The following is a 20,051-nucleotide window of genomic DNA, read 5'->3' as shown; positions in this document are numbered from 1 at the left end:
CGGGAGTTATCGATGAGCATGACTTTTTCCGGCCAGGTTGCCCTGGTCACCGGGGCCGGCGCCGGCATCGGCCGGGCCACGGCGCTGGCATTCGCCGCACAAGGCCTGAAGGTCGTGGTGGCAGACCTGGACGTCGCCGGTGGCGAACACACGGTCGGGTTGATTCAGGCCGCCGGCGGCCAGGCACTGTTCGTACCTTGCAACGTTACCCGCGAGCAGGACGTGCAGCAGTTGATGGCGCGCACTGTCGAGGCATACGGTCGTCTGGACTACGCCTTCAACAATGCCGGTATAGAAATCGAGCAGGGGCGCCTGGCCGACGGCAGCGAAGCCGAATTCGATGCGATCATGGGCGTCAACGTCAAGGGCGTGTGGCTGTGCATGAAGCACCAGTTGCCGCTGATGCTCGCCCAGGGCGGCGGTGCGATCGTCAACACCGCATCGGTCGCCGGCCTGGGGGCTGCGCCCAAGATGAGCATCTACAGCGCATCCAAGCATGCCGTGATCGGGCTCACCAAGTCGGCCGCCATCGAGTACGCCAAGAAACTGATCCGGGTGAATGCGGTGTGCCCGGCGGTGATCGACACCGACATGTTCCGCCGTGCCTACGAGGCCGATCCACGCAAGGCTGAATACGCCGCCGCCATGCACCCGGTCGGCCGCGTGGGCAAGGTCGAGGAAGTCGCTGCAGCGGTCCTGTACCTGTGCAGCGACGGTGCGGCATTCACCACTGGCCAGGCTCTGGCAATCGATGGTGGTGCCACCGCTATCTAGCGGGTGGGGCAGGGGAGGGCCAGGCCCTCCCGTGTCGATCAGGCAGGCTTGCGCCAGTTCAGGATCATCAGCGTCAGTACCCCCGCCACAATCCCCCAGAACGCCGAGCCGATCGAGAACAGGGTAAAGCCCGAGGCCGTGACCATGAATGTGATCAAGGCCGCCTCGCGCTCCCTGGCCTCGCTCATCGCGACCGTCAGGCCGTTCATGATCGAGCCGAACAGCGCCAGTGCGGCAATCGACAGCACCAGCTCCTTGGGCAACGCGGCGAACAGTGCCGCCAGGGTGGCGCCGAACACGCCGGCAATACCATAGAAAATCCCGCACCAGACCGCCGCGGTGTACCGCTTGCTCGGATCTTCATGGGCATGCGGCCCGGTACAGATCGCGGCGCTGATGGCCGCCAGGTTGATGCCGTGCGAGCCGAACGGGGCCAGCAGCAGCGAGGCCAGGCCCGTCACTGAAATCAGCGGCGAGGCAGGTACCTGGTACCCGTCCGCACGCAGCACCGCCACACCCGGCATGTTCTGTGAAGTCATCGCCACCACGAACAGGGGGATGCCGATGCTGATGGTCGCGGCCAGCGAGAACGACGGCGTGGTCCATACCGGTGTCGCCACCTCCAGGTGGAAGCCGCTGAAGTCCAGCAACCCCATCACTGCGGCGATCGCGGTGCCCACCACCAGCGCGGTCAGTACCGCATAGCGCGGCGACAACCGCTTGATCAGCAGGTAGCTGAAGAACATCCCCAGCACCAGGGCGGTCCGATGCTGGGCCGCAACAAAGATCTCGCTGCCGATCTTGAACAGAATGCCGGCCAGCAGGGCCGCGGCCAGCGATGCCGGAATGCGCCGTACCAGGCGTTCGAAACTGCCTGTGAGCCCGCAGATCACCACCAGTACGGCGCAGGTGATGTAGGCGCCGATTGCCTCGCCATAGCTCACGCCGCCCAGGCTGGTGATCAGCAAGGCTGCGCCGGGGGTCGACCAGGCGACCGTGATGGGCGTGCGATATCGCAGTGAAAGGCCAATGCTGCATACCGCCATGCCGATCGACAGCGCCCAGATCCACGAGGAAATCTGCGTGGTGGTCAGGCCGGCCGCCTGGCCCGCCTGGAACATCAGCACCAGCGAGCTGGTATAGCCCGTGAGCATGGCAATGAAACCGGCGACCACCGCCGAGGGGGAGGTGTCGGCCAGCGGACGCATTGGCGCAGAGGTGGCGTCAGGCATGCAGTAATCCTTGTGCGGGTGTAAGCGGGTTTTTCAGACTACGCTGCGATAGGGCGAGTTTTGCCATACAGCAACCATTGCATTTAACCGTACAGTCGCCAACTATGGACGGCGGTTTCGTTTCAGCTTTGGAGAGGGGGGAACAATGTACAAGGTCTACGGGGATTACCAGTCGGGCAACTGCTACAAGGTCAAGCTGATGTTGCACTTGCTTGATATTCCGTACATATGGTGTCCCGTGAACATCCTCAATGGCGAGACCGAGCGCCCTGAGTTTCTGGTCAAGAACCCTAACGGCAAAGTGCCGGTGCTGGAGTTGGAGGACGGCAGTTATCTGTGGGAGTCCAACGCCATTCTTAACTACCTCGCCGAAGGTAGCCTGTTCCTGCCGAGTGAACCGCGTTTACGTACGCAAGTGCTGCAGTGGCAGTTCTTCGAGCAGTACAGCCATGAGCCCTACATTGCCGTGGCACGTTTCATCCAGTTCTATCTGGGCATGCCCGAAGATCGTGTCGATGAATACAAGTCGTTGCAGAAGGGCGGGCACAAGGCGCTGAAGGTGATGGAGAAACAGTTGCAGGAAACGCCCTACCTGGTCGGTGACCAGTACTCGATTGCCGATGTGGCGTTGTATGCCTACACCCATGTGGCCCACGAAGCCGGCTTCCTGCTGAATGATTACCCGAAGATTCGCGCCTGGCTGGAACGCGTGGCCTCGCATCCGCGGCATGTGCCCATGATCGATTGATGGTGTTTTGCCGGCAGGGAGCAGCCCTGCCGGCCAAGCGCTGTCAGACCGCCGAGAACCGCTGGTTCAGGTAGTCGATGATCACCTTGGACTCGTACATCCAGGTGGTCTTGCCGTCTTCCTCGATGCGCAGGCACGGCACCTTGATCTTGCCGCCTTGCTCCAGCAGGGCCTGGCGATCCTGTTCGTTGTTCTTCGCGTCACGCAGTGCCACCGGCACGTTCAGGCGGTGCAGTGTACGGCGGGTCTTCACGCAGAAGGGGCAAGCGTGAAACTGATACAGGCTCAGCCCCTTGGCCTGCTGCTCGACATTCGCCTGGGCGGCCGCATCACGCTTGAGCTTGCTCGGGCGGCTGACCCAGTCGAGGAAGACGATCAGCTGGCCAAGGCCAACCCGCAGTGCTTTGACGATCATGGCAACTCCTCACAATGAAAAAAGCCGACCTGGGCAGGTCGGCTCGCAGAACCTCGGCCGATTACTTGATCAGGCTGAGGAACTCGCTGCGGGTGGCAGCATTGTCGCGGAAGGCGCCGAGCATCACCGAGGTGATCATCGACGAATTCTGTTTTTCCACACCGCGCATCATCATGCACATGTGCTTGGCTTCGATCACCACGGCCACGCCCAGCGCGCCGGTCACCTGCTGAACCGCCTCGGCGATCTCGCGGCTGAGGTTTTCCTGGATCTGCAGGCGGCGAGCGTACATGTCGACGATGCGCGCCACCTTGGACAGGCCCAGCACCTTGCCGCTCGGGATATAGGCGACGTGCGCCTTGCCAATGAACGGCAGCATGTGGTGTTCGCACAGCGAGTACAGCTCGATGTCCTTGACCAGGACCATTTCACTGTTGTCGGAGCTGAACAAGGCGCCGTTGGTCACCTCTTCCAGGGTTTGGTCGTAGCCGCGGCAAAGGTACTTCATGGCCTTCGCAGCCCGCTTGGGCGTATCGAGCAGGCCCTCGCGGGAAACATCCTCGCCGAGTTGGCCGAGAATCGCGGTGTAGTGCTGTTCCAGGGACATGGATCTACCTGTGGGATTTATCGCAAAAGCGAAGGGTACGGCGGCTGTGACGGCGCTGCAAGCGCGGCGTTACTCGTCACGCCCTTCGAGCATGGTCCGCTTGAGCATGACATACACCGCGCCGGTGCCGCCGTGACGCGCCTGGCACGAGGTAAAACCCAGTACCTGGGCATGCTGGCGCAGCCAGGTGTTGACGTGGCTCTTGATCATCGGACGCTTGCCATCGAGCCGCACCGCCTTGCCGTGGGTGACTCGCACGCAGCGCACCTCGAAGCGCGTGGCCTCTGCCAGGAATGCCCAGAGGGTCTCGCGGGCTTTCTCCACGGTCATGCCGTGCAGGTCCAGGCTGCCTTCGAAACCGATCTGGCCAAGCTTGAGCTTGCGCATCTGGCTTTCCTGCACGCCATCGCGGCTCCAGTGCAGGTCGTCTTCCGGGCCCACGTCGATGACGAACTGATCGGATAGGCCGTCGATCACCGTCTGGTCGCTGCGCACGGTCGCGGCCTGGCGCAGGCTGGCCAGCTGCTTGCGGTCGGCCTTGGGTTTGCCGGTGTCGGCGCGATCATGCCGGATCGGCTTGACGCCGTGCATCTGGCTCTTGAACAGGGAAAAATCGTCGTCTTGCATGTAAGCCTCCGCCTGGGCGGCGCAGTTTACGCGACTCCCCACAGGGTTGCAGTCAATCGTGTTTCTTCATCAGGTGCGGCGACAGGTTCAGCCCCCTGGCACGGCGCAGGCGCAACCGGCTGCGGCGCCAGGACCAGACGCCCAGGTACAGCGACAGCAAGCCCAGGCCCAGCACCACGGCAGCGCCGGGGCGGTTGTTGTTGAGCTCGCCCAGCGCCTCGGCATGGCCCAGCAGGCCAGCGACGCCGGCCATGGTCAGGAGCACGCCGAGTATCGCCAGCAGTGCCGAGAACGCCGTGGCCAGGCGTGCGCCCCAATTGCGTTGTTCCCGGGGACGCAGGCGCCTGGCGTCGAAACTGGATAACTTCATTCCGACTTTCCTCAAAGGGTATCCGGGGTTGGACCCGAACGCCCCAGAGTGGTTCCACTTGCCTGTCGGGTGGTCAGATCAGGCTGTTGACGGGTGCGACACAGGCAAAGTTGTCGGCCATGATCGCCATTTCGCTCTGCTGGATCTGTGCGGCCGGAATCACGCCGTCCTTGAACGGCAGGTCGCGGGTGGCGCAGCCGTCTTCGACCAGGGTGCAGCGATAGCCGTAGTCCTTGGCGCGGCGCACGGTGGTGCTGACGCTGGAGTGGCTCATGAAGCCGCACACGATCAGGTCCAGGTGGCCGTACTTCTGCAGCGTCTCGTGCAGGGTGGTGTTCTTGAAGGCGTTGGGCATGCGTTTTTCGATGACGACTTCATCGCCCTGCGGCTCCAGGCCCGGAATCCACTCGCCGCGCGAGCCCTGTGGGTCGAACAGGCCACCCACGGTGCCCAGGTGGCGCACATGCACCACGGGCCGGCCGGCCTTGCGTGCAGCCTCGAGCAGTTTGCCGATGTTGGCCACCGCTTCGTCCATGCCCGACAGCGCCAGGGGCCCGCTCAGGTACTCCTTTTGCGCATCGATAATCACCAGGCTGGCGTTGCTAAGCTTGGCCGGCGGATAACCGCGACCGCTGAGGTGGAACATCGTCGTTGGAACGGACATCAGGGGCTCCTTTGGATAGGGCTTTTCACCTATTGTCCCCTGCTTGGCGACTTATGTGAATGGCTTAGCGTGCATGCGGCGTGGATAGCGGCCTGCAGGCATGAGCACAATTGCGGCCAGAGGCGTATTGGCGGGCCCATTTGTGTTCCAGGCTGTTAGAATTGCCGGTCGTCTTTAAAGGAGTCTGCCCGTGATCACTTCCCGCCTGCGCACCCTGCGCGACCACATCCGTTGGGCTGTCAGCCGTTTTCATGAGCAGGGGCTGTTTTTCGGGCATGGCGCCGACAATGCCTGGGACGAGGCACGCCTGCTGGTGCTGGGTTCGGTGCATCTGCCATGGGAAGTGGCCGACGCCTATCTCGATTGCCGTCTTGAAGATGACGAGCTGGTCAAGCTGCAGCGCCTGCTCAAGCGACGTATCGAAGAACGCGTGCCGACCGCGTATCTGCTTGGCGAGGCGTGGTTCTGTGGCATGTCGTTCATCGTCGACGAGCGCGTGCTGATCCCGCGCTCCCCCATCGGCGAACTGATCGAAAAACGCTTCGAGCCATGGCTGGCTGCCGAACCCGCGCGCATTCTCGACCTGTGTACCGGCTCCGGCTGCATCGGCATCGTCAGCGCCGACGTGTTCCCCGAGGCCGAGGTGGTGCTGGCCGACCTGTCGTTCGAGGCGTTGGAAGTGGCCAACCAGAACATCGAGCGCCATGGTCTTGAAGAACGTGTGTTCACCGTGCAGGGCGATGGGTTCGAGGGGTTGCCGGGGCAGCGTTTCGACCTGATCCTGTCGAACCCGCCGTATGTCGATGCCGAGGATTTCGCCGACATGCCCCAGGAGTACCACCACGAGCCGGAGTTGGGCCTGGCCTGCGGCAATGACGGTCTGGACCTGGTACGGCGCATGCTGGCCGAGGCGGCGGATCACCTGACCGAGAAGGGCCTGCTGATCGTCGAGGTCGGCAACAGCCAGGTGCATGTCGAGCAGTTGTACCCGGAGGTGGATTTCGCCTGGCTGGAGTTCGAACGTGGCGGGCACGGGGTGTTCATGCTCACGGCCGAACAATGCCGGCAGCATCAGGCGCTGTTTGCTTCGCGGGTGTAAGGGATACAGGTTTCAAGCCTGTCGCGGGTCAAGCCCGCCCCAACAGGGCCGCATTGCCGTGTTGGGGCGGGCTTGACCCGCATCGCTTTCAGCGGTTGGTGGCAATCCAGATCAGCAGCCCGGCCTGGAACACCGCAAAGGCCACCAGGCAGGTGATGGTGAAGCGCAACCCGCTGTCTTCGCGGCGGTACTTGTTGACCCGCTCATCGCGCTCGCGCAGTTGTGCTTCCTTCTCCTGCAGGTTCTGCTCGGCCTGCTGCAGCATGCCCGCAGCATCCAGGATGTCTACCTTCTGTACCTTGTCGGTATTCCAGCCACCCTTGAGCTGACCTGCCTGGACTTCCACGCAGCGCCCCTTCAGGTGCTGCGCATCGGCGTACTCGACCTCCAGGCCATGGCTGCGCAGCACCTGGTCGCGGCGCAGGCGTGTGTCTTCGTTGAGTGCGTCCTTGTTGGCCAGGGCCATGCCCTCGACCCGGTAGTGCGACCACTTGCGCTGTACCCAGTGCACCGCCTGCGACAACAGGAAGCGCCCCAGGCCACGGCTGACCGGCTCGATCTGCAAGCCACTGTCGGGGCCGATCTTGATCTGGTGCAACTCATGGTCCACCCAGATATCCAGGCGATTCTGCTCCTTGCGCACCTTCTGCCCAGGCAGGCGCACTTCCATGCGCAGCAGGCTGTGGGTCTTGTTGTGCCGTTCGGCATAACCGTACTGCACGAAGCGCAGCGGCCGCGCGCCGGTGTTGCGGTCGGTGGGCTGCGGGGACAGGCGCAGCATCTGGAAATGCTCGGGCACAACGTCCGCCCAGGGCAGCGGGGCCGCTTCCGGGGCTGGCGATTCGTCGGTCGCGTCTGGGGCGTCCTGGGGGGTGGCTTCAGTCATCACGGCGGTCCTTTTGTGCACAGCAGGCGGGTCGCAAGGGCGACGCCTGCACCGGCTTATCGGCCGCTTTGCGCAAGACTGGAGACACAATTTGCGCCAATTCGCTTCATGCCGCCGGCAATCGACGAATGAACTCGACGATCCGCTCGCCCAGGGCACTGGCCAGGGGCAGCTCGGGGTTGTTGTAGCTGTCGCGCTGCTGGCTCATGGCACGCGGGCTGATGCGCAGCATGTGGTTCATGCCGTCGATCAGTGCCAGTTCGGCGTCCGGCTTGGCAGCGTGCAGGCGCTCGGCATCCTCGACCTCGACCTGGACGTCGTTGCGCCCCTGCACGATCAACGCCGGCAAGTGGAGGCGGGCGAAGGCGGCGGCCGGGTCCTGGCGAAACAGCGAGATCAGGTACGGCTGCACACTGGGGCGAAACACGTCGCGCAGGTGCAGCGGTACCTGGGTGCTGGGCTGGCCGGCCTTGAGCTGCTCGATCAGGCGTACGGCCTGGGCCCGCTCGGTCGCCGGCAGGCGCTCACCCAGTTGCTCGCGCAGCACCTGATCGACCGGGCGCCCGCTGCCTGCCACTGAAATTACCGCGCTGGCGCCGGCCTGTTCGGCCGCGAGGCTGGCGATCAGTGCGCCCTCGCTGTGACCCAGCACGATCAGCGGGCCGAAGCGCGGGTCGGCCTTGAGCAGATGGCCCCAGGCAACGGCATCGGCCACATAGCGCTCGACGCTGAGGTTGCGCTCGTCGGGGGTTGCCGCGTGGCTGGCGGCCACCCCGCGCTTGTCGTAGCGCACGCTGGCAATGCGGTTGTTGGCCAGCAGCAGGGCCAGGCGCTTGAGGTTGTCGATACGTCCGCCGGCGGGATTGTTGCCGTCACGGTCGGTGGGGCCGGAGCCGGCGATGATCAGCACCACCGGTGGCGGCGTGTCGCTGCGCGGCAACAGCAGGCTGCCCTGCAGGGTGCCGTCGTCGGTCACCAGGCTGATCGGTCGTTGCAGTACCGTGGGGGCCGCGGCCTGGGCCAGGCCGGTAAACAGGAGGAACAACAGGGCGAACGTGCGCAGCATCATCAGGCCATTAGGGAGGAGGTGGCGTTTTGACTCGTCCGGCGGCATTAGGTTCGCGCCTGGAGGTGATCTAAGGGTATACCCTGCGTATACTGGTTGGCCTTGTTACCATCCAGTTAAAAATCAGGCTGAACGCGGAGCGCCCTGCATGTCCGGCAATACCTACGGCAAGCTGTTCACTGTCACCACCGCTGGCGAAAGCCATGGTCCGGCGCTGGTCGCCATTGTCGATGGCTGCCCTCCGGGCCTGGAGCTTTCGCTGGCCGATCTTCAGCACGACCTGGACCGGCGCAAGCCCGGTACCAGCCGGCACACCACCCAGCGCCAGGAGCCCGACGAGGTCGAGATTCTCTCTGGCGTGTTCGAGGGCCGTACCACCGGCTGCGCCATCGGACTGCTGATTCGCAACACCGACCAGAAGTCCAAGGACTACTCGGCGATCAAGGACCTGTTCCGCCCGGCCCACGCCGACTACACCTATCACCACAAGTACGGCGAGCGCGACTACCGTGGCGGCGGCCGCAGCTCGGCCCGTGAAACCGCGATGCGCGTGGCTGCCGGTGCCATCGCGAAGAAGTACCTGGCCACCCAGGGCATCCGCATCCGCGGCTACATGAGCCAGCTGGGCCCTATCGAAATCCCGTTCAAGACCTGGGAGTCGGTGGAGCACAACGCCTTCTTCAGCCCCGACCCGGACAAGGTGCCGGAGCTGGAGGCCTACATGGACCAGCTGCGCCGTGACCAGGACTCGGTGGGTGCCAAGATCACCGTGGTCGCCGAAGGCGTGATGCCCGGCCTGGGCGAGCCGATCTTCGACCGCCTCGACGCCGAGCTGGCCCATGCGCTGATGAGCATCAACGCGGTCAAGGGCGTGGAGATCGGTGCCGGCTTCGACAGCGTGGCCCAGCGCGGCACCGAACACCGTGACGAACTCACCCCCGAAGGGTTCCTCAGCAACAATGCCGGCGGCATCCTGGGGGGCATCTCCTCGGGGCAGCCGATCATTGCGCACCTGGCACTCAAGCCGACCTCCAGCATCACCACCCCGGGCCGTTCCATCGATGTGGATGGCAACCCGGTGGAGGTCATCACCAAGGGCCGTCACGACCCCTGCGTCGGCATCCGTGCCACCCCTATCGCCGAGGCGATGATGGCCATCGTGCTGATGGATCACCTGCTGCGCCACCGCGGCCAGAACGCCGATGTGCGGGTAGCCACCCCGGTGCTGGGCCAGCTGTAGTGCACCTGCCCGACGTCGACGCCACGGCCCGCTGAGCCGTGGCGCCGATTCCCTACTGGCGGCTGTCCAGCTTCTACCTGTTCTATTTCGCCTTGCTGGGTTCGACAGCGCCGTTTCTGGCGCTGTATTTCGATCACCTGGGGTTTTCCAGCGCGCGCATCGGCGAGTTGGTGGCCATCCCCATGCTGATGCGCTGCGTGGCACCGAACCTGTGGGGCTGGTTGGGCGATCGCAGCGGCCAGCGCCTGCTGATCGTGCGTCTGGGGGCCTTGTGCACCCTGGCCAGCTTCTCGTTGATCTTCGTGGCCAAGAGCTACGCCTGGTTGGCGCTGGTAATGGCCCTGCACGCGTTCTTCTGGCATGCGGTACTGCCGCAGTTCGAGGTCATCACCCTGGCCCACCTGCAAGGTCAGACTGCGCGCTACAGCCAGGTGCGGCTGTGGGGGTCGATCGGTTTCATCCTCACCGTGGTGGCCCTGGGGCGATTGTTCGAATGGTTGAGCCTGGACATCTACCCGGTGGCGCTGGTGGCGATCATGGCCGGCATCGTGCTGGCCAGCCTGTGGGTGCCCAATGCCCAGCCGCCAGGCCAGCACGAGCGCAGCGATGGTGGCGGCTTTCTCAGGCAACTGGCCAGCCCTGGCGTGGCCGCGTTCTACGTGTGCGTGGCATTGATGCAGTTGAGTCACGGCCCGTATTACACCTTTCTCACCCTGCACCTGGAGCGCCTGGGCTATGCCCGCGGCACCATCGGCATGTTGTGGGCGCTGGGGGTGGTGGCCGAGGTGCTGATGTTCCTGGCCATGAGCTGGATCCTGGCGCGGTTCTCGTTGCGTCGGGTGCTGTTGGCGAGCCTCTTACTGGCGGCCTTGCGCTGGTGGCTGCTGGGGACCTTTGCCGAGTATCCGGGCGTGCTGCTGTTCGCCCAGTTGCTGCACGCCGCCACGTTCGGCAGTTTTCACGCGGCCGCCATCGCCTTCGTGCAGCGCAGCTTCGGCGCTCGCCAGCAGGGCCAGGGGCAGGCGCTGTATGCGGCCCTGGCCGGTACTGGCGGTGCGCTGGGTGCCCTGTATTCGGGCTACAGCTGGAACGCCCTGGGCGCCACCATCACCTTTAGTATTGCCAGCGTCGCGGCGCTGGTCGCAGCCGTTATCATCGCGTTTCGAATGAAAGAGGAAAGGCCCCATGAGCAGCCTGAGCGTGTTTCACCAGTCCACCCCGGACATTCCCAACAAGGTGCTGACCCACCTTGAAGACATCGCCGCGACACTGGCCGAGCAGGGAGTAAGGTTCGAGCGCTGGACGGCGCAGTCGCCTGTGCAGGCCGATACTGGCCAGGCCGGTGTGCTGGCCGCCTACCAGGCGCATATCGACCGGCTGCAACATGAAGGCGGTTACCGCGCCGTCGACGTGATCAGCGCCAGTGGCGATCCGATGAGTGAACTGCTGGACGAACATGTGTATTCGGATGACCTGGTGCGTTTCTTCGCAGCCGGGCGCAGCCTGGTCAGCGTGCGGGCAGGGGAGTACGTGCATGCGGTGGTGTGCGAGAAGGGGGATCTGATCGTGGTGCCGGCGGGGTTGCGGGTATGGATCGATGGCGGGGACAACCCGCACTTCGTGGCGGTGCGACTGTTCAATCAGCCTGAAGGGGTGGTGGCGCAGTTCACGGGGGAGAAGCTGGCCGAGCGTTACGCGCGATTGGACGATTGATAACGCCGAGGCCACTGGCTTGCAAGCCAGCGCTCACAGGAACCAAGATGATCCTGTGGGCACTGGCTTGCCAGCAAAGGCCGCTACGCGATTCAGCGATAGGTCGGTAGTGCGAACCGCTGTTGGCTTTGCAGCATCGAGATCACCGGCAGCTCGCTGGCCTGCTCGGCCAGGTCGCGGCGAATCGCGCTGATCGCCCACGACAGTTGCTCGGCACTGTGCAGCTGGCCATACGAAATCGAGCGCTTGACCTGTTTGCCGTCGGCGGCGCGCAACGTCAGCAGTACACCGCCATCAGGGCGAGCCTGGGTGGTGACGTCGTAGGCGGAAAATACCGAGGCGAATTTTTGCTGGATGAGGTCCATATCAGCTCCTGACTGTTGTGTGGCAGACATGAAGTGATAGGTGCAGCGACCGTGCCAGTTTTCCTTGATTAAAAAAATCTTATAAAACAATGACTTAAAGTTGTCGTGCGCAATGGGTGCCGTGCATTCTGCATGGTCGTGCAATTTGCACAGTGCATTTTGCAGTGCCTTGCGGCCAATAGATTCGCTCTGTCGTCCTCATGGGATTTGCGAGGTTGACCCAAAGCCTTCCCTGACAAAGACTTGGGCTCTACCGCAGCCAGGAGGTTCCCGATGACCGACCACCCAACCCCCACCCCGATGAACGACGATGAAGCCGCAGCCTTTGCCGAAGAAGTGTTCGATCGGGCGCGCAAGGGGGACGCCGACATGCTTGGCCGTCTGCTGGAGAAGGGCCTGCCGGTCAACCTTCGCAATGGCAACGGCGACACGCTGCTGATGCTTGCCAGCTACCACGGCCACCTTGAAGCGGTGAGGGTGCTGCTTGAGCACGGCGCAGACCCGCAGATTGCCAATGACAAGGGCCAGTTGCCGATTGCCGGTGCCGCTTTCAAGGGCAACCAGGCGATGATCGAGCTGCTGGTGGAGAAGGGCGCGCTGATCGATGGAGCGTCTGCCGATGGCCGTACCGCGCTGATGCTGGCCGCGATGTTCAACCGCACCTCCATCGTCACCTACTTGCTCGGCAAGGGCGCGAACCCCAATCACCGCGACGCGCAGGGCGCCACCGCACTGGTTGCCGCGCAAACCATGGGCGCACCCGACACCGTCGCCCAGTTGCAGGCGCTGGCCGGCTAACTGCCAGGGGGCTTTTGCGGCTATCCTTGGCGACTTTTTTCGCCTCGCAGGGCCCCCGCATGAAAAACCAACTGGTCGAACTCATCGGCAAAATCAGCTCCGGCTGCCTTCCGGACGCCGAAATCGAGCGCATCGCCGACGAAGCGGCGCAGGCCTATGCCGACCCGCAGGCGTTCCTGGCGGCCAACCCCGACATCAACTACGACGACACCTTTCCGATCCCGCTGGGGGAGTGGGTGGTGATCGGCAGCCTGCCCGATACCGTGCTGTTCCAGGCCGACACCTACAGTGACCTGTTCCAGCAGATCACCGACTCGTTCGGCAAGGACGTTGCCTTCAACATCAAGCCCAAGCAACTGGTCAAGGTCGAGCCGCTCACGGCACTCAACCGCATCCAGGTGCAGATGGGCAGCATGAACAAGGAAAACGGCGGCTACACCCTGGTCAACATCAGCCAGTTGCTGGACGACGAATTGCAGATGGTGCTGGTGTACGGCAACGACGTGCCGCGGGTGCTGGAGCTGTGCGCCGAGGTCGGCATCGCCGCGGCGCCTGCCCTGGAGGCGCTGCGGGTCGCGGTACACGTCTAGCCCAGCGCGGTATCCAGGAACATCATCACCGCGAAGCCGCCCATCAGGCCCAGGGTGGCCGAGGTCTGGTGGCCATTGCGGTGGGTTTCGGGGATCACCTCGTGGGATACCACGAAAATCATCGCTCCGGCCGCCAGGCCCATGCTCACCGGGTAGGCGATGGCGAAACCGGTGGAAATGCCCAGGCCGATCACTGCCCCGATCGGCTCCATCAGCCCCGAGCCGACCGCTACCAGCGCAGCCTTGAGGTTGGACAGGCCGGTGGCGCGCAACGCCAGTGCCACGGCCAGGCCTTCGGGAATGTCCTGGATGGCGATGGCGGTGGTCAGCGGCAGGCCCACGTTGAGGTCGCCGTTGGCAAAGCCCACGCCGATGGCCATGCCCTCGGGCAGGTTGTGCAGGGTGATCGCCAGCACGAACAGCCACACCCGGTTGATGCGTTCCGACTGTGGGCCGCAGGGGCCGGTGCTTTCGTGCTCATGGGGCGTGAAGCGGTCCAGGCCCAGCATCAGCAGCACCCCCAGGCCCATGCCGACCACCACGGTCAAGGCCGCGAAAGGTCCGTTGCCGGTGATTTCACGCGCAGCCTCCAGGCCCGGCAGAATCAGCGAAAACGAACTGGCGGCGAGCATCATGCCGGCGGCGAAGCCGAGCATCACATCCTGCGAGCGGGCGCTGACGTCGCGCAGCACCACCGCCAGCACCGCGCCCAGCGCCGTGGCGCCAAACCCTGCCAGGCCGCCGAGCAGGGCCATGTGCAGGTTGTCCTTGTTGTCGCCGTGCACCGCGTTCCAGGCACTGGCGACCAGCAGGCCGAGCACGGCGAGCAGGCTCAGGGCCAGGCCGGCACTGAGCCATGGGGTGGCCTGAACCTGGTGCAGCCAGGCGCTGCGCAGGGAGGTCGGGTTGGCGTTGGCGGAGCTTTGGGCGGGTGGCATGGAGGCCTCTGTGGTACGGAGTCGATCAATCGAGTGTAATCACTGGGCGGCGTGTGCGACGAGCGGTTCGCCGATATGGGGCCGATAGCCAGCTACGCTGAAGGCAGGTTCAATCATGGGAGTATCACCATGGGGTCGACGTTCAATGGGTTGGTGGGGCTGGTCATTCTGGCGCTGGATATCTGGGCGATCATCAACGTGATCAAGAGCGGCGCCAGTGGCGGGGCCAAGGTGCTGTGGATCCTGCTGATCCTGCTGCTGCCGGTGCTGGGCCTTATCATCTGGGCGATTGCCGGGCCACGGGGCAACGTAAGGCTGTAGCGCCAGTCCAGGCTCTTGTGGGCGTGGGCCTGCCCGGCGATGCGGCGGCTCAGATCAACCAGGCGCCCTCAAGCTGCAACAACTGCTGCTTGCGCTCCAGGCCACCTGAAAACCCGGTCAGGCTGCCGTCGCTGCCAATCACCCGGTGGCACGGCACGATCACCGCCACCGGGTTGGCGCCGTTGGCCGTGCCTACCGCGCGTATCGCCTTCGGCCGCCCGACGCGCTGCGCCAGTTGTGCATAGCTGGTGGTGGTGCCATACGGAATCTGCTGCAGCGCCCACCACACCGCACGTTGGAATTCGGTACCCCGTGGCGCCAGGGGCAGTTCGAAACGCTGGCGCCGGCCTTCGAAATACTCATCGAGCTGTCGCGCTACCGTATCCAGCTGCGCGCCCGCCGGCTGCCAGCTTTCGGCCAGTTGCCAGGGGTGGGCGCTGTCCATGTGCAGCAGGTGCAGACCTTGTTCATCACCGGCCAGCAGCAACTGGCCGATAGGGCTGGGGTGGTAGCGAAAGTACATGGTGAGTGGCTCCGGGCATGTCTGGCCCACACGATACCCGAACACTGAGCTATTGTTCGAGGCGCGGTTTTCAACATAATTTTCACATTCGATTGCTGACAATCCGCGCGCGAATTTCCGTTCGTCCAAGGGCCACGCAATGTCCCGGCCCTCATAAAAATCTGAACCCTAGGGATCTTCCTGTCCATGGCTAACACGGATGCCTTGAGTCATCAGCGAGCCGCTTCGCGCCCGTTGCTGCAACCAACGCTCAAATCACACCTCGCCTATACCCTGCTGTGCGGCCTGGTGATCATGCTGATGCTGAGCCTCGTGCGCCTGGCGCTGCTGCTCTACAACAGCGACATGATCGGCGACACCCCACTCTCGACCGTCGCTGAAGGCTTTCTCAACGGCCTGCGCTTCGACCTGCGCGTGGTGGTATACCTGAGCATTCCGCTGCTGCTGGCGATCCTCAGCGCTCGCGCCATGGCCGCCCGTGGCCTGTTTCGCGTATGGCTGACCCTGGCTTCCAGCGTGGTGATGTTCCTCGGCCTGATGGAGATGGACTTCTACCGCGAGTTTCACCAGCGCCTCAACGGCCTGGTGTTCCAGTATGTGAAGGAAGACCCCAAGACCGTTCTGAGCATGCTCTGGTATGGCTTTCCGGTGGTGCGCTACCTGCTGGCCTGGGCCTTTGGCACCTGGGTGCTGAGCCTGCTGTTCAAGGGCATCGATCGTCTTACCCGCCCGCGCGGCGAGTACTCCAGCAACGTCGCCGGCCTGCGCAGCGTGGCGCCCTGGTACCTGCGTGGCGCGGTATTCGTGGTGATCCTGCTGGTGGCCGTGATCGCCGCCCGTGGCACCTTGCGCCAGGGCCCGCCGATGCGTTGGGGTGACGCGTTCACTACCGACTCCAATTTCGTCAACCAGCTGGGCCTTAACGGCACCCTGACCCTGATCGACGCCGCCCACAGCCGTTTTGGCGAAGACCGCGGCAACATCTGGAAGGCCACCCTCGACCAGAGCCAGGCCCAGCAGACCGTGCGCGACATGATCCTGACCGAGCACGACCAGCTGGTGGATGCCGACAGCACGGCGATCCGCCGTGACTTCACCCCGCCTGCGGCCAACAGCCTGCCGATCAAGAACGTCGTGGTAATCCTGATGGAGAGCTTCGCCGGCCACTCGGTGGGCGCGCTGGGCAGTACCACCAACATCACCCCGTACTTCGACAAGCTGGCCAAGGAAGGTCTGCTGTTCGACCGTTTCTTCTCCAACGGCACCCATACCCACCAGGGCATGTTCGCCACCATGGCCTGCTTCCCGAACCTGCCAGGCTTCGAATACCTGATGCAGACGCCGGAAGGCGGCCACAAGCTGTCCGGCCTGCCGGCGCTGCTCAGCGCCCGCGACTATGACGACGTGTACGTTTACAACGGCGACTTTGCCTGGGACAACCAGTCCGGGTTCTTCGGCAACCAGGGCATGACCACCTTCATCGGCCGCAATGACTTCGTCAACCCGGTGTTCTCCGACCCGACGTGGGGGGTGTCCGACCAGGACATGTTCGACCGCGGCGCACAGGAGCTTGCGCACAACTATGGCAAGAAGCCGTTCTATGCCCTGCTGCAGACCCTGTCCAACCACACTCCGTATGCGTTGCCCAAGGACCTGCCGGTGCAGCCGGTGACCGACCAGGGCCGCCTGAACGAGCACCTGACCGCCATGCGCTACTCGGACTGGGCGCTGGGCCAGTTCTTCGAGAAGGCGCGCAAGGAGCCGTACTTCAAGGAAACCCTGTTCGTGATCGTCGGCGACCACGGCTTCGGCAATGCCCAGCAGGTCACCGAACTGGACCTGGGCCGCTTCAACGTGCCGCTGCTGCTGATTGCGCCGGGCATCCAGGAAAAGTTCGGTGCGGTCAGCCACACCGTGGGCACCCAGGTCGACATCGTGCCGACCATCATGGGCCGACTGGGGGGCGAAACCCGTCATCAGTGTTGGGGGCGTGACCTGCTCAACCTGCCGGCCGGCGATGAAGGCATCGGCATGATCAAGCCATCGGGCAGTGAGCAGATCGTCGGTCTGGTGCAGGGCGATCGCATTCTGATCCAGTCCAAGGACATGTCGCCGCGCATGTACCGTTACCAGCTTGGGGCCAACTTCAAGGCCGAGGTGATCGAAAGCCCGGACCAGGCACAATTGAGCCGCAAGCTGGAGTCCTACATCCAGACCGCGACCAAGAGCCTGCTGGACAACACTGCCGGCGTGACCCACAGCACGCCGCAATGACGCACGGGCTGTTGCACTGACCAGGACCCCGGCTTGCCGGGGTCTTGGCTTTTCGGGCCGTGGGTGCTCAAATCACGCGCCTCAGCAAGAGGGGCCGACAGCGGTCCCGCAAAAAGGATGTTTGCGTGCGTGTGTTCGTGTTGCTGGTTTGCCTGTGCCATTCGATCCAGGCGGTGGCTGATGCCGTATCGCCTGCGCCCCAGATGGCTCAGGAATGTGTAGGGCGCTCGCGCATTGTGGTACCGGCCAGCCTGGAGTGGCAAATGAGCGGTCTTCGCCTGGGCGAGCCGTTCGCCCGCTTCATGCCTGGTGGCGATACGTGGCAGGCCGACTATGGCGCGCCGGTGTTCTCCGGGGAATCGCACCTGGTCACCATCGATGTGAGCCCGCTCACTACCCGTGAGCTGTACGACCGCCTCAAGGATCGTCTGGTCCTGAGCCGGGCCAATGCGCAGGGCGAGTACATCATGGCCGAGCAGACACGCATCGGGAACCTGATGACCCCGTACCTAAAGGCCCAGAAGCCGAGCGAGTACTACGCCTTGAACGAACGGTACAAGGCACTAGCGCGCACCTTCGAGCGCATCGACAAGATCCCCGGTGAGCGGGCGTCGCTCGAGGCGATGATCGCCGACTTCGCGGGCAAGGGCTGGCCAGTGGACACGCTGCAGGCACGGCTTGAGCGGCTCAACCGTGAAGACGCGGGGTACCCCGTCTCCGATCGCTTCAAGTGGCAAGTCCTGCCGGACTTTGCCCTGGAGGATGGCTATGCGGTGTACAACGAGCATGGGTTGACCGTGGTGCTGTGGCGCCAGTCGCGCGTCTACAAGCTCAACTTCGGTTACATCGAACGTGGAGTGAGCAACGAGCAGGTGCTGCAGCGGCTGGACCCGCATGTGCGCCGTGTGCTCGCCGCCTTGCGTCCCCGCGCCGCCTTCGAAGTGCCTCGGCAACCGGGTATATGCCTGCCGTTCGGCTTTCTGGCCGATGACGGCACAGCCCCCTATGTGGTGCGCGCCGCGTGGTTCGGGCGGCACCAGGAGGCGGTCCGCTACGACCTTCAGGTGGCCAGCCAGTCGCTGCGCGAGCAGTTCGAGGCCCGGCGGGCCGCCGACCTGTCGCTCGATCGCGCTGATTTCCCCGTACTTGAGCAACTGCCGGAACGCCAGTTCCGGCTGGGGCAGATGACCATCCTGCAAACCACCACGCTGACCAAGTGGTACCTCGAACACGAAACGGATCGCCGCGAAACATTCCAGCTGCGCGCAGCGCACCTGGGCGCCACGCCCGTTCCTTCGATGATCCTGCAGGTGGACCAGTTGCACAGCCGCGACGGCCTGAGCCTGAAGCTGTTGGAGACAGAAGCCGTCGAGATACTGGGGCAGGTGCAGGCCCTGCCGAACGCACCGCAAGTGGCACAGAAAAGGAAACGTACATGAAGTCGTTACACATGAGCTGGATGTGGCTGGCGTTGCTGGCAACGCCCCTGTCGGCGCTGGGTGAGCCGGATTACCAGACGCCGCCGGGTTGGCGTACCGAGTGCATGGGGCGGGTGCAGTTCGATGTGCCCAAGGAGATTGCCTGGCACCTTGCCGGGGGCTACTGGCAAAAGCCGGACTTCGACCCCGTGCGCCCAACCATCGCCCCGGGTGGCCAGCAGATCATGTATGGCGAGGGCGTGACACCCGAGCAGACCTACCTGGTGAAGATCGAAGTCAGCCCCGTGACGGATCGCAATGTCTTCGATCGCCTGCAGCTTATCCACGGGCCTAATCGCGGTTCGGCGCAAACACGCGTGGTACGTGCGCAGATCGACGCGCTGCAAGCCCAGATCGATGCAAAAAAGGCTGACGACGAAGACTATTCCGCGTTGCTTGAACAGCATCGCGCCCTGGACGACACCATTACGCGAATCAACTGGGTGAGCACCGAGTTGTTCGTACTCAACGACATGATCCGCGAGTTCTCGGCCACGGGGCGCCCCACCGTCAAACTGGAGGCTGAACGCGCAGCTTATCTCGAGGAACAGGCCAAGTGGCCGACCGACGCATTGTTCGAGCAAGAGCGCTTTCTGGACCTGGGGATAGCAGATACGTTCGCCGACTGGGTGCCGGGTGAGATGACGGCCCATCTCTGGCGTAACCAGCGCATCTATCGCTTTGTATTTCATGCAGGGTCGGACGCTGCCGGCGTACCGGTCTCACTGGAACGTGTCGAGCCCAGGGCACGTGCCTTGCTGGCGGCCTTTCGAACCCGCGAGCAATACGAAATCCCGCAGCAGCGCGGCTTTTGCCTGCCGTTCGGGTTCATTGCCGACGATGGCGCCCCGCATCATTCGATAACGCTGGGCTTCAACCCCGTGGGCAACCCGCACCTGCTGCACCGCCTGAGCATGGGGCGCGAGATCAGGAAAGACGCCGATTTCATGCCGAAGCTGTTGGAGCAGGTGATCTCCAGGCGGTTTCCAACGCTCGTCCAGACCGACATCTTCGGCCCGCTGCGCGTGCTTGTCGGCGCCCTCGACGGCAACCTTCGCGGTGCGCGCTACAAGGCCTATGATGCGTACCACAAGCCGGTGGATTACGAAACGTTCACGCTCGACGGCGACGCTCCGCCCACTGGATACCAGCCTGGCGTAGGGCTGACGGTGCTCGATGATCATTCCCAGCCGCAGCTTGCGTTCGAGCGCACCCGCGTCGATATGCTGCAGACCCTGAAAAGCATCCGGGCGCTGCCGGGCGGCCATCGTTTTGCGCCGCAGGCCGACTGAACAACCGCCCAGGCGCGGGGTCAACGGAAGG

General features: G+C 63.9%; 22 protein-coding genes and 1 pseudogene. 12 read left to right on the top strand and 11 right to left on the bottom strand.

Annotated features, from left to right (window positions below):
* The first annotated feature begins 12 nt into the window (after positions 1–12).
* A complete protein-coding gene (locus tag JZZ72_RS08455) occupies positions 13–774 on the top strand; it encodes an SDR family oxidoreductase (protein WP_054915845.1) in 762 nt (253 codons plus the stop codon).
* A gap of 38 nt (positions 775–812) precedes the next feature.
* Here the strand turns inward: JZZ72_RS08455 and JZZ72_RS08450 are convergent, their stop codons facing one another.
* The gene (locus JZZ72_RS08450; protein ID WP_210014285.1) at positions 813–2,006 is read right to left on the bottom strand and encodes a benzoate/H(+) symporter BenE family transporter; all 1,194 of its coding nucleotides are present in this window, start codon (positions 2,004–2,006) and stop codon (positions 813–815) included.
* Between the two features lie 145 nt (positions 2,007–2,151).
* On the opposite strand from JZZ72_RS08450, the gene JZZ72_RS08445 reads away from it, so the two are divergent.
* Positions 2,152–2,754, top strand: a complete 603-nt coding sequence (locus JZZ72_RS08445) for a glutathione S-transferase family protein (protein ID WP_210014284.1) — start codon at positions 2,152–2,154, stop codon at positions 2,752–2,754.
* Positions 2,755–2,797: 43 nt separating this feature from the next.
* On the opposite strand, the gene JZZ72_RS08440 is transcribed toward JZZ72_RS08445, so the two are convergent.
* From JZZ72_RS08440 to JZZ72_RS08420, 5 genes are all read right to left on the bottom strand, one after another.
* The gene (locus JZZ72_RS08440) at positions 2,798–3,169 is read right to left on the bottom strand and encodes a glutathione S-transferase N-terminal domain-containing protein (RefSeq protein ID WP_043862700.1); all 372 of its coding nucleotides are present in this window, start codon (positions 3,167–3,169) and stop codon (positions 2,798–2,800) included.
* A 61-nt stretch (positions 3,170–3,230) separates the two neighbouring features.
* Positions 3,231–3,776 carry a GTP cyclohydrolase I FolE gene (gene folE / locus JZZ72_RS08435; RefSeq protein WP_054915843.1) on the bottom strand — a complete coding sequence of 182 codons (546 nt, stop codon included), beginning with the start codon at positions 3,774–3,776 and terminating at the stop codon, positions 3,231–3,233.
* Between the two features lie 69 nt (positions 3,777–3,845).
* Positions 3,846–4,403, bottom strand: coding sequence for a Smr/MutS family protein (locus JZZ72_RS08430; RefSeq protein ID WP_043862702.1), 558 nt, complete (start codon positions 4,401–4,403; stop codon positions 3,846–3,848).
* Positions 4,404–4,455: 52 nt separating this feature from the next.
* Complete coding sequence (locus JZZ72_RS08425) at positions 4,456–4,773, bottom strand: hypothetical protein (RefSeq protein ID WP_043862703.1); 318 nt, start codon at positions 4,771–4,773, stop codon at positions 4,456–4,458.
* A gap of 73 nt (positions 4,774–4,846) precedes the next feature.
* Positions 4,847–5,437, bottom strand: a complete 591-nt coding sequence (locus JZZ72_RS08420; protein ID WP_054915842.1) for a cysteine hydrolase family protein — start codon at positions 5,435–5,437, stop codon at positions 4,847–4,849.
* A gap of 190 nt (positions 5,438–5,627) precedes the next feature.
* On the opposite strand from JZZ72_RS08420, the gene prmB reads away from it, so the two are divergent.
* Positions 5,628–6,536, top strand: a complete 909-nt coding sequence (gene prmB, locus JZZ72_RS08415; RefSeq protein ID WP_054915841.1) for a 50S ribosomal protein L3 N(5)-glutamine methyltransferase — start codon at positions 5,628–5,630, stop codon at positions 6,534–6,536.
* Positions 6,537–6,624: 88 nt separating this feature from the next.
* Here prmB and JZZ72_RS08410 read toward each other — a convergent pair whose 3' ends face one another.
* Together JZZ72_RS08410 and JZZ72_RS08405 are read right to left on the bottom strand one after the other, a co-directional pair.
* On the bottom strand, positions 6,625–7,422 hold the full coding sequence (locus tag JZZ72_RS08410) for a hypothetical protein (RefSeq protein ID WP_054915840.1): 798 nt from the start codon (positions 7,420–7,422) through the stop codon (positions 6,625–6,627).
* Positions 7,423–7,528: 106 nt separating this feature from the next.
* The gene (locus JZZ72_RS08405; protein WP_210014283.1) at positions 7,529–8,491 is read right to left on the bottom strand and encodes an alpha/beta hydrolase; all 963 of its coding nucleotides are present in this window, start codon (positions 8,489–8,491) and stop codon (positions 7,529–7,531) included.
* Between the two features lie 145 nt (positions 8,492–8,636).
* Between JZZ72_RS08405 and aroC the strand changes: the two genes are divergently transcribed.
* From aroC to JZZ72_RS08390, 3 genes and pseudogenes are all read left to right on the top strand, one after another.
* The gene (gene aroC, locus JZZ72_RS08400; protein ID WP_043862708.1) at positions 8,637–9,728 is read left to right on the top strand and encodes a chorismate synthase; all 1,092 of its coding nucleotides are present in this window, start codon (positions 8,637–8,639) and stop codon (positions 9,726–9,728) included.
* Between the two features lie 38 nt (positions 9,729–9,766).
* Positions 9,767–10,909: pseudogene (locus JZZ72_RS08395) on the top strand (MFS transporter); the annotation flags it as partial.
* A gap of 4 nt (positions 10,910–10,913) precedes the next feature.
* Positions 10,914–11,441, top strand: coding sequence for an acireductone dioxygenase (locus tag JZZ72_RS08390; RefSeq protein WP_123752749.1), 528 nt, complete (start codon positions 10,914–10,916; stop codon positions 11,439–11,441).
* Positions 11,442–11,533: 92 nt separating this feature from the next.
* Here JZZ72_RS08390 and JZZ72_RS08385 read toward each other — a convergent pair whose 3' ends face one another.
* Positions 11,534–11,806, bottom strand: coding sequence for a DUF3509 domain-containing protein (locus JZZ72_RS08385; protein ID WP_043862711.1), 273 nt, complete (start codon positions 11,804–11,806; stop codon positions 11,534–11,536).
* Between the two features lie 273 nt (positions 11,807–12,079).
* Between JZZ72_RS08385 and JZZ72_RS08380 the strand changes: the two genes are divergently transcribed.
* Both JZZ72_RS08380 and JZZ72_RS08375 read left to right on the top strand, forming a co-directional pair.
* Positions 12,080–12,604, top strand: a complete 525-nt coding sequence (locus JZZ72_RS08380; protein ID WP_054915837.1) for an ankyrin repeat domain-containing protein — start codon at positions 12,080–12,082, stop codon at positions 12,602–12,604.
* A 59-nt stretch (positions 12,605–12,663) separates the two neighbouring features.
* Positions 12,664–13,194 (top strand): hypothetical protein, encoded by a 531-nt coding sequence (locus JZZ72_RS08375; protein WP_043862713.1) that lies wholly within the window; start codon positions 12,664–12,666, stop codon positions 13,192–13,194.
* Here the strand turns inward: JZZ72_RS08375 and JZZ72_RS08370 are convergent.
* Complete coding sequence (locus JZZ72_RS08370) at positions 13,191–14,132, bottom strand: ZIP family metal transporter (RefSeq protein WP_043862714.1); 942 nt, start codon at positions 14,130–14,132, stop codon at positions 13,191–13,193. The two genes, JZZ72_RS08375 and JZZ72_RS08370, sit on opposite strands and share 4 nt — an antisense overlap.
* A 129-nt stretch (positions 14,133–14,261) precedes the next feature.
* On the opposite strand from JZZ72_RS08370, the gene JZZ72_RS08365 reads away from it, so the two are divergent.
* On the top strand, positions 14,262–14,453 hold the full coding sequence (locus tag JZZ72_RS08365; protein WP_043862715.1) for a PLDc N-terminal domain-containing protein: 192 nt from the start codon (positions 14,262–14,264) through the stop codon (positions 14,451–14,453).
* Positions 14,454–14,502: 49 nt separating this feature from the next.
* Here JZZ72_RS08365 and JZZ72_RS08360 read toward each other — a convergent pair whose 3' ends face one another.
* Positions 14,503–14,976, bottom strand: coding sequence for a methylated-DNA--[protein]-cysteine S-methyltransferase (locus tag JZZ72_RS08360; protein WP_054915836.1), 474 nt, complete (start codon positions 14,974–14,976; stop codon positions 14,503–14,505).
* Between the two features lie 186 nt (positions 14,977–15,162).
* Between JZZ72_RS08360 and JZZ72_RS08355 the strand changes: the two genes are divergently transcribed.
* The 3 genes from JZZ72_RS08355 (at position 15,163) to JZZ72_RS08345 (ending at position 20,020) form a co-directional block, all read left to right on the top strand.
* Entirely contained in the window at positions 15,163–17,250 is a 2,088-nt protein-coding gene (locus tag JZZ72_RS08355) for an LTA synthase family protein (protein ID WP_210014282.1), read from the top strand.
* 263 nt (positions 17,251–17,513) lie between these two features.
* Complete coding sequence (locus JZZ72_RS08350; RefSeq protein WP_152644119.1) at positions 17,514–18,689, top strand: hypothetical protein; 1,176 nt, start codon at positions 17,514–17,516, stop codon at positions 18,687–18,689.
* Positions 18,686–20,020, top strand: coding sequence for a T6SS immunity protein Tli4 family protein (locus JZZ72_RS08345; RefSeq protein WP_210014281.1), 1,335 nt, complete (start codon positions 18,686–18,688; stop codon positions 20,018–20,020). The genes JZZ72_RS08350 and JZZ72_RS08345 overlap by 4 nt, the downstream gene beginning before the upstream one ends.
* Positions 20,021–20,051 lie beyond the last annotated feature (31 nt).

The organism is Pseudomonas palmensis (assembly GCF_017848315.1).
GTDB lineage: Bacteria > Pseudomonadota > Gammaproteobacteria > Pseudomonadales > Pseudomonadaceae > Aquipseudomonas > Aquipseudomonas palmensis.
This window is presented reverse-complemented; position numbering and strand designations above follow the sequence as displayed.

Bases quoted from the DNA above. Each gene is read 5' to 3' on its own strand.
- JZZ72_RS08445 (WP_210014284.1), top strand. From the start codon at position 2,152: ATGTACAAGGTCTACGGGGATTACCAGTCGGGCAACTGCTACAAGGTC.
- JZZ72_RS08370 (WP_043862714.1), bottom strand. From the start codon at position 14,132: ATGCCACCCGCCCAAAGCTCCGCCAACGCCAACCCGACCTCCCTGCGC.
- JZZ72_RS08345 (WP_210014281.1), top strand. From the start codon at position 18,686: ATGAAGTCGTTACACATGAGCTGGATGTGGCTGGCGTTGCTGGCAACG.
- JZZ72_RS08455 (WP_054915845.1), top strand. From the start codon at position 13: ATGAGCATGACTTTTTCCGGCCAGGTTGCCCTGGTCACCGGGGCCGGC.
- JZZ72_RS08355 (WP_210014282.1), top strand. From the start codon at position 15,163: ATGGCTAACACGGATGCCTTGAGTCATCAGCGAGCCGCTTCGCGCCCG.
- JZZ72_RS08390 (WP_123752749.1), top strand. From the start codon at position 10,914: ATGAGCAGCCTGAGCGTGTTTCACCAGTCCACCCCGGACATTCCCAAC.
- JZZ72_RS08385 (WP_043862711.1), bottom strand. From the start codon at position 11,806: ATGGACCTCATCCAGCAAAAATTCGCCTCGGTATTTTCCGCCTACGAC.
- JZZ72_RS08450 (WP_210014285.1), bottom strand. From the start codon at position 2,006: ATGCCTGACGCCACCTCTGCGCCAATGCGTCCGCTGGCCGACACCTCC.
- JZZ72_RS08410 (WP_054915840.1), bottom strand. From the start codon at position 7,422: ATGACTGAAGCCACCCCCCAGGACGCCCCAGACGCGACCGACGAATCG.
- JZZ72_RS08425 (WP_043862703.1), bottom strand. From the start codon at position 4,773: ATGAAGTTATCCAGTTTCGACGCCAGGCGCCTGCGTCCCCGGGAACAA.
- JZZ72_RS08380 (WP_054915837.1), top strand. From the start codon at position 12,080: ATGACCGACCACCCAACCCCCACCCCGATGAACGACGATGAAGCCGCA.
- JZZ72_RS08360 (WP_054915836.1), bottom strand. From the start codon at position 14,976: ATGTACTTTCGCTACCACCCCAGCCCTATCGGCCAGTTGCTGCTGGCC.
- folE (WP_054915843.1), bottom strand. From the start codon at position 3,776: ATGTCCCTGGAACAGCACTACACCGCGATTCTCGGCCAACTCGGCGAG.
- JZZ72_RS08375 (WP_043862713.1), top strand. From the start codon at position 12,664: ATGAAAAACCAACTGGTCGAACTCATCGGCAAAATCAGCTCCGGCTGC.
- JZZ72_RS08430 (WP_043862702.1), bottom strand. From the start codon at position 4,403: ATGCAAGACGACGATTTTTCCCTGTTCAAGAGCCAGATGCACGGCGTC.
- JZZ72_RS08405 (WP_210014283.1), bottom strand. From the start codon at position 8,491: ATGATGCTGCGCACGTTCGCCCTGTTGTTCCTCCTGTTTACCGGCCTG.
- JZZ72_RS08440 (WP_043862700.1), bottom strand. From the start codon at position 3,169: ATGATCGTCAAAGCACTGCGGGTTGGCCTTGGCCAGCTGATCGTCTTC.
- aroC (WP_043862708.1), top strand. From the start codon at position 8,637: ATGTCCGGCAATACCTACGGCAAGCTGTTCACTGTCACCACCGCTGGC.
- JZZ72_RS08420 (WP_054915842.1), bottom strand. From the start codon at position 5,437: ATGTCCGTTCCAACGACGATGTTCCACCTCAGCGGTCGCGGTTATCCG.
- JZZ72_RS08350 (WP_152644119.1), top strand. From the start codon at position 17,514: ATGAGCGGTCTTCGCCTGGGCGAGCCGTTCGCCCGCTTCATGCCTGGT.
- JZZ72_RS08365 (WP_043862715.1), top strand. From the start codon at position 14,262: ATGGGGTCGACGTTCAATGGGTTGGTGGGGCTGGTCATTCTGGCGCTG.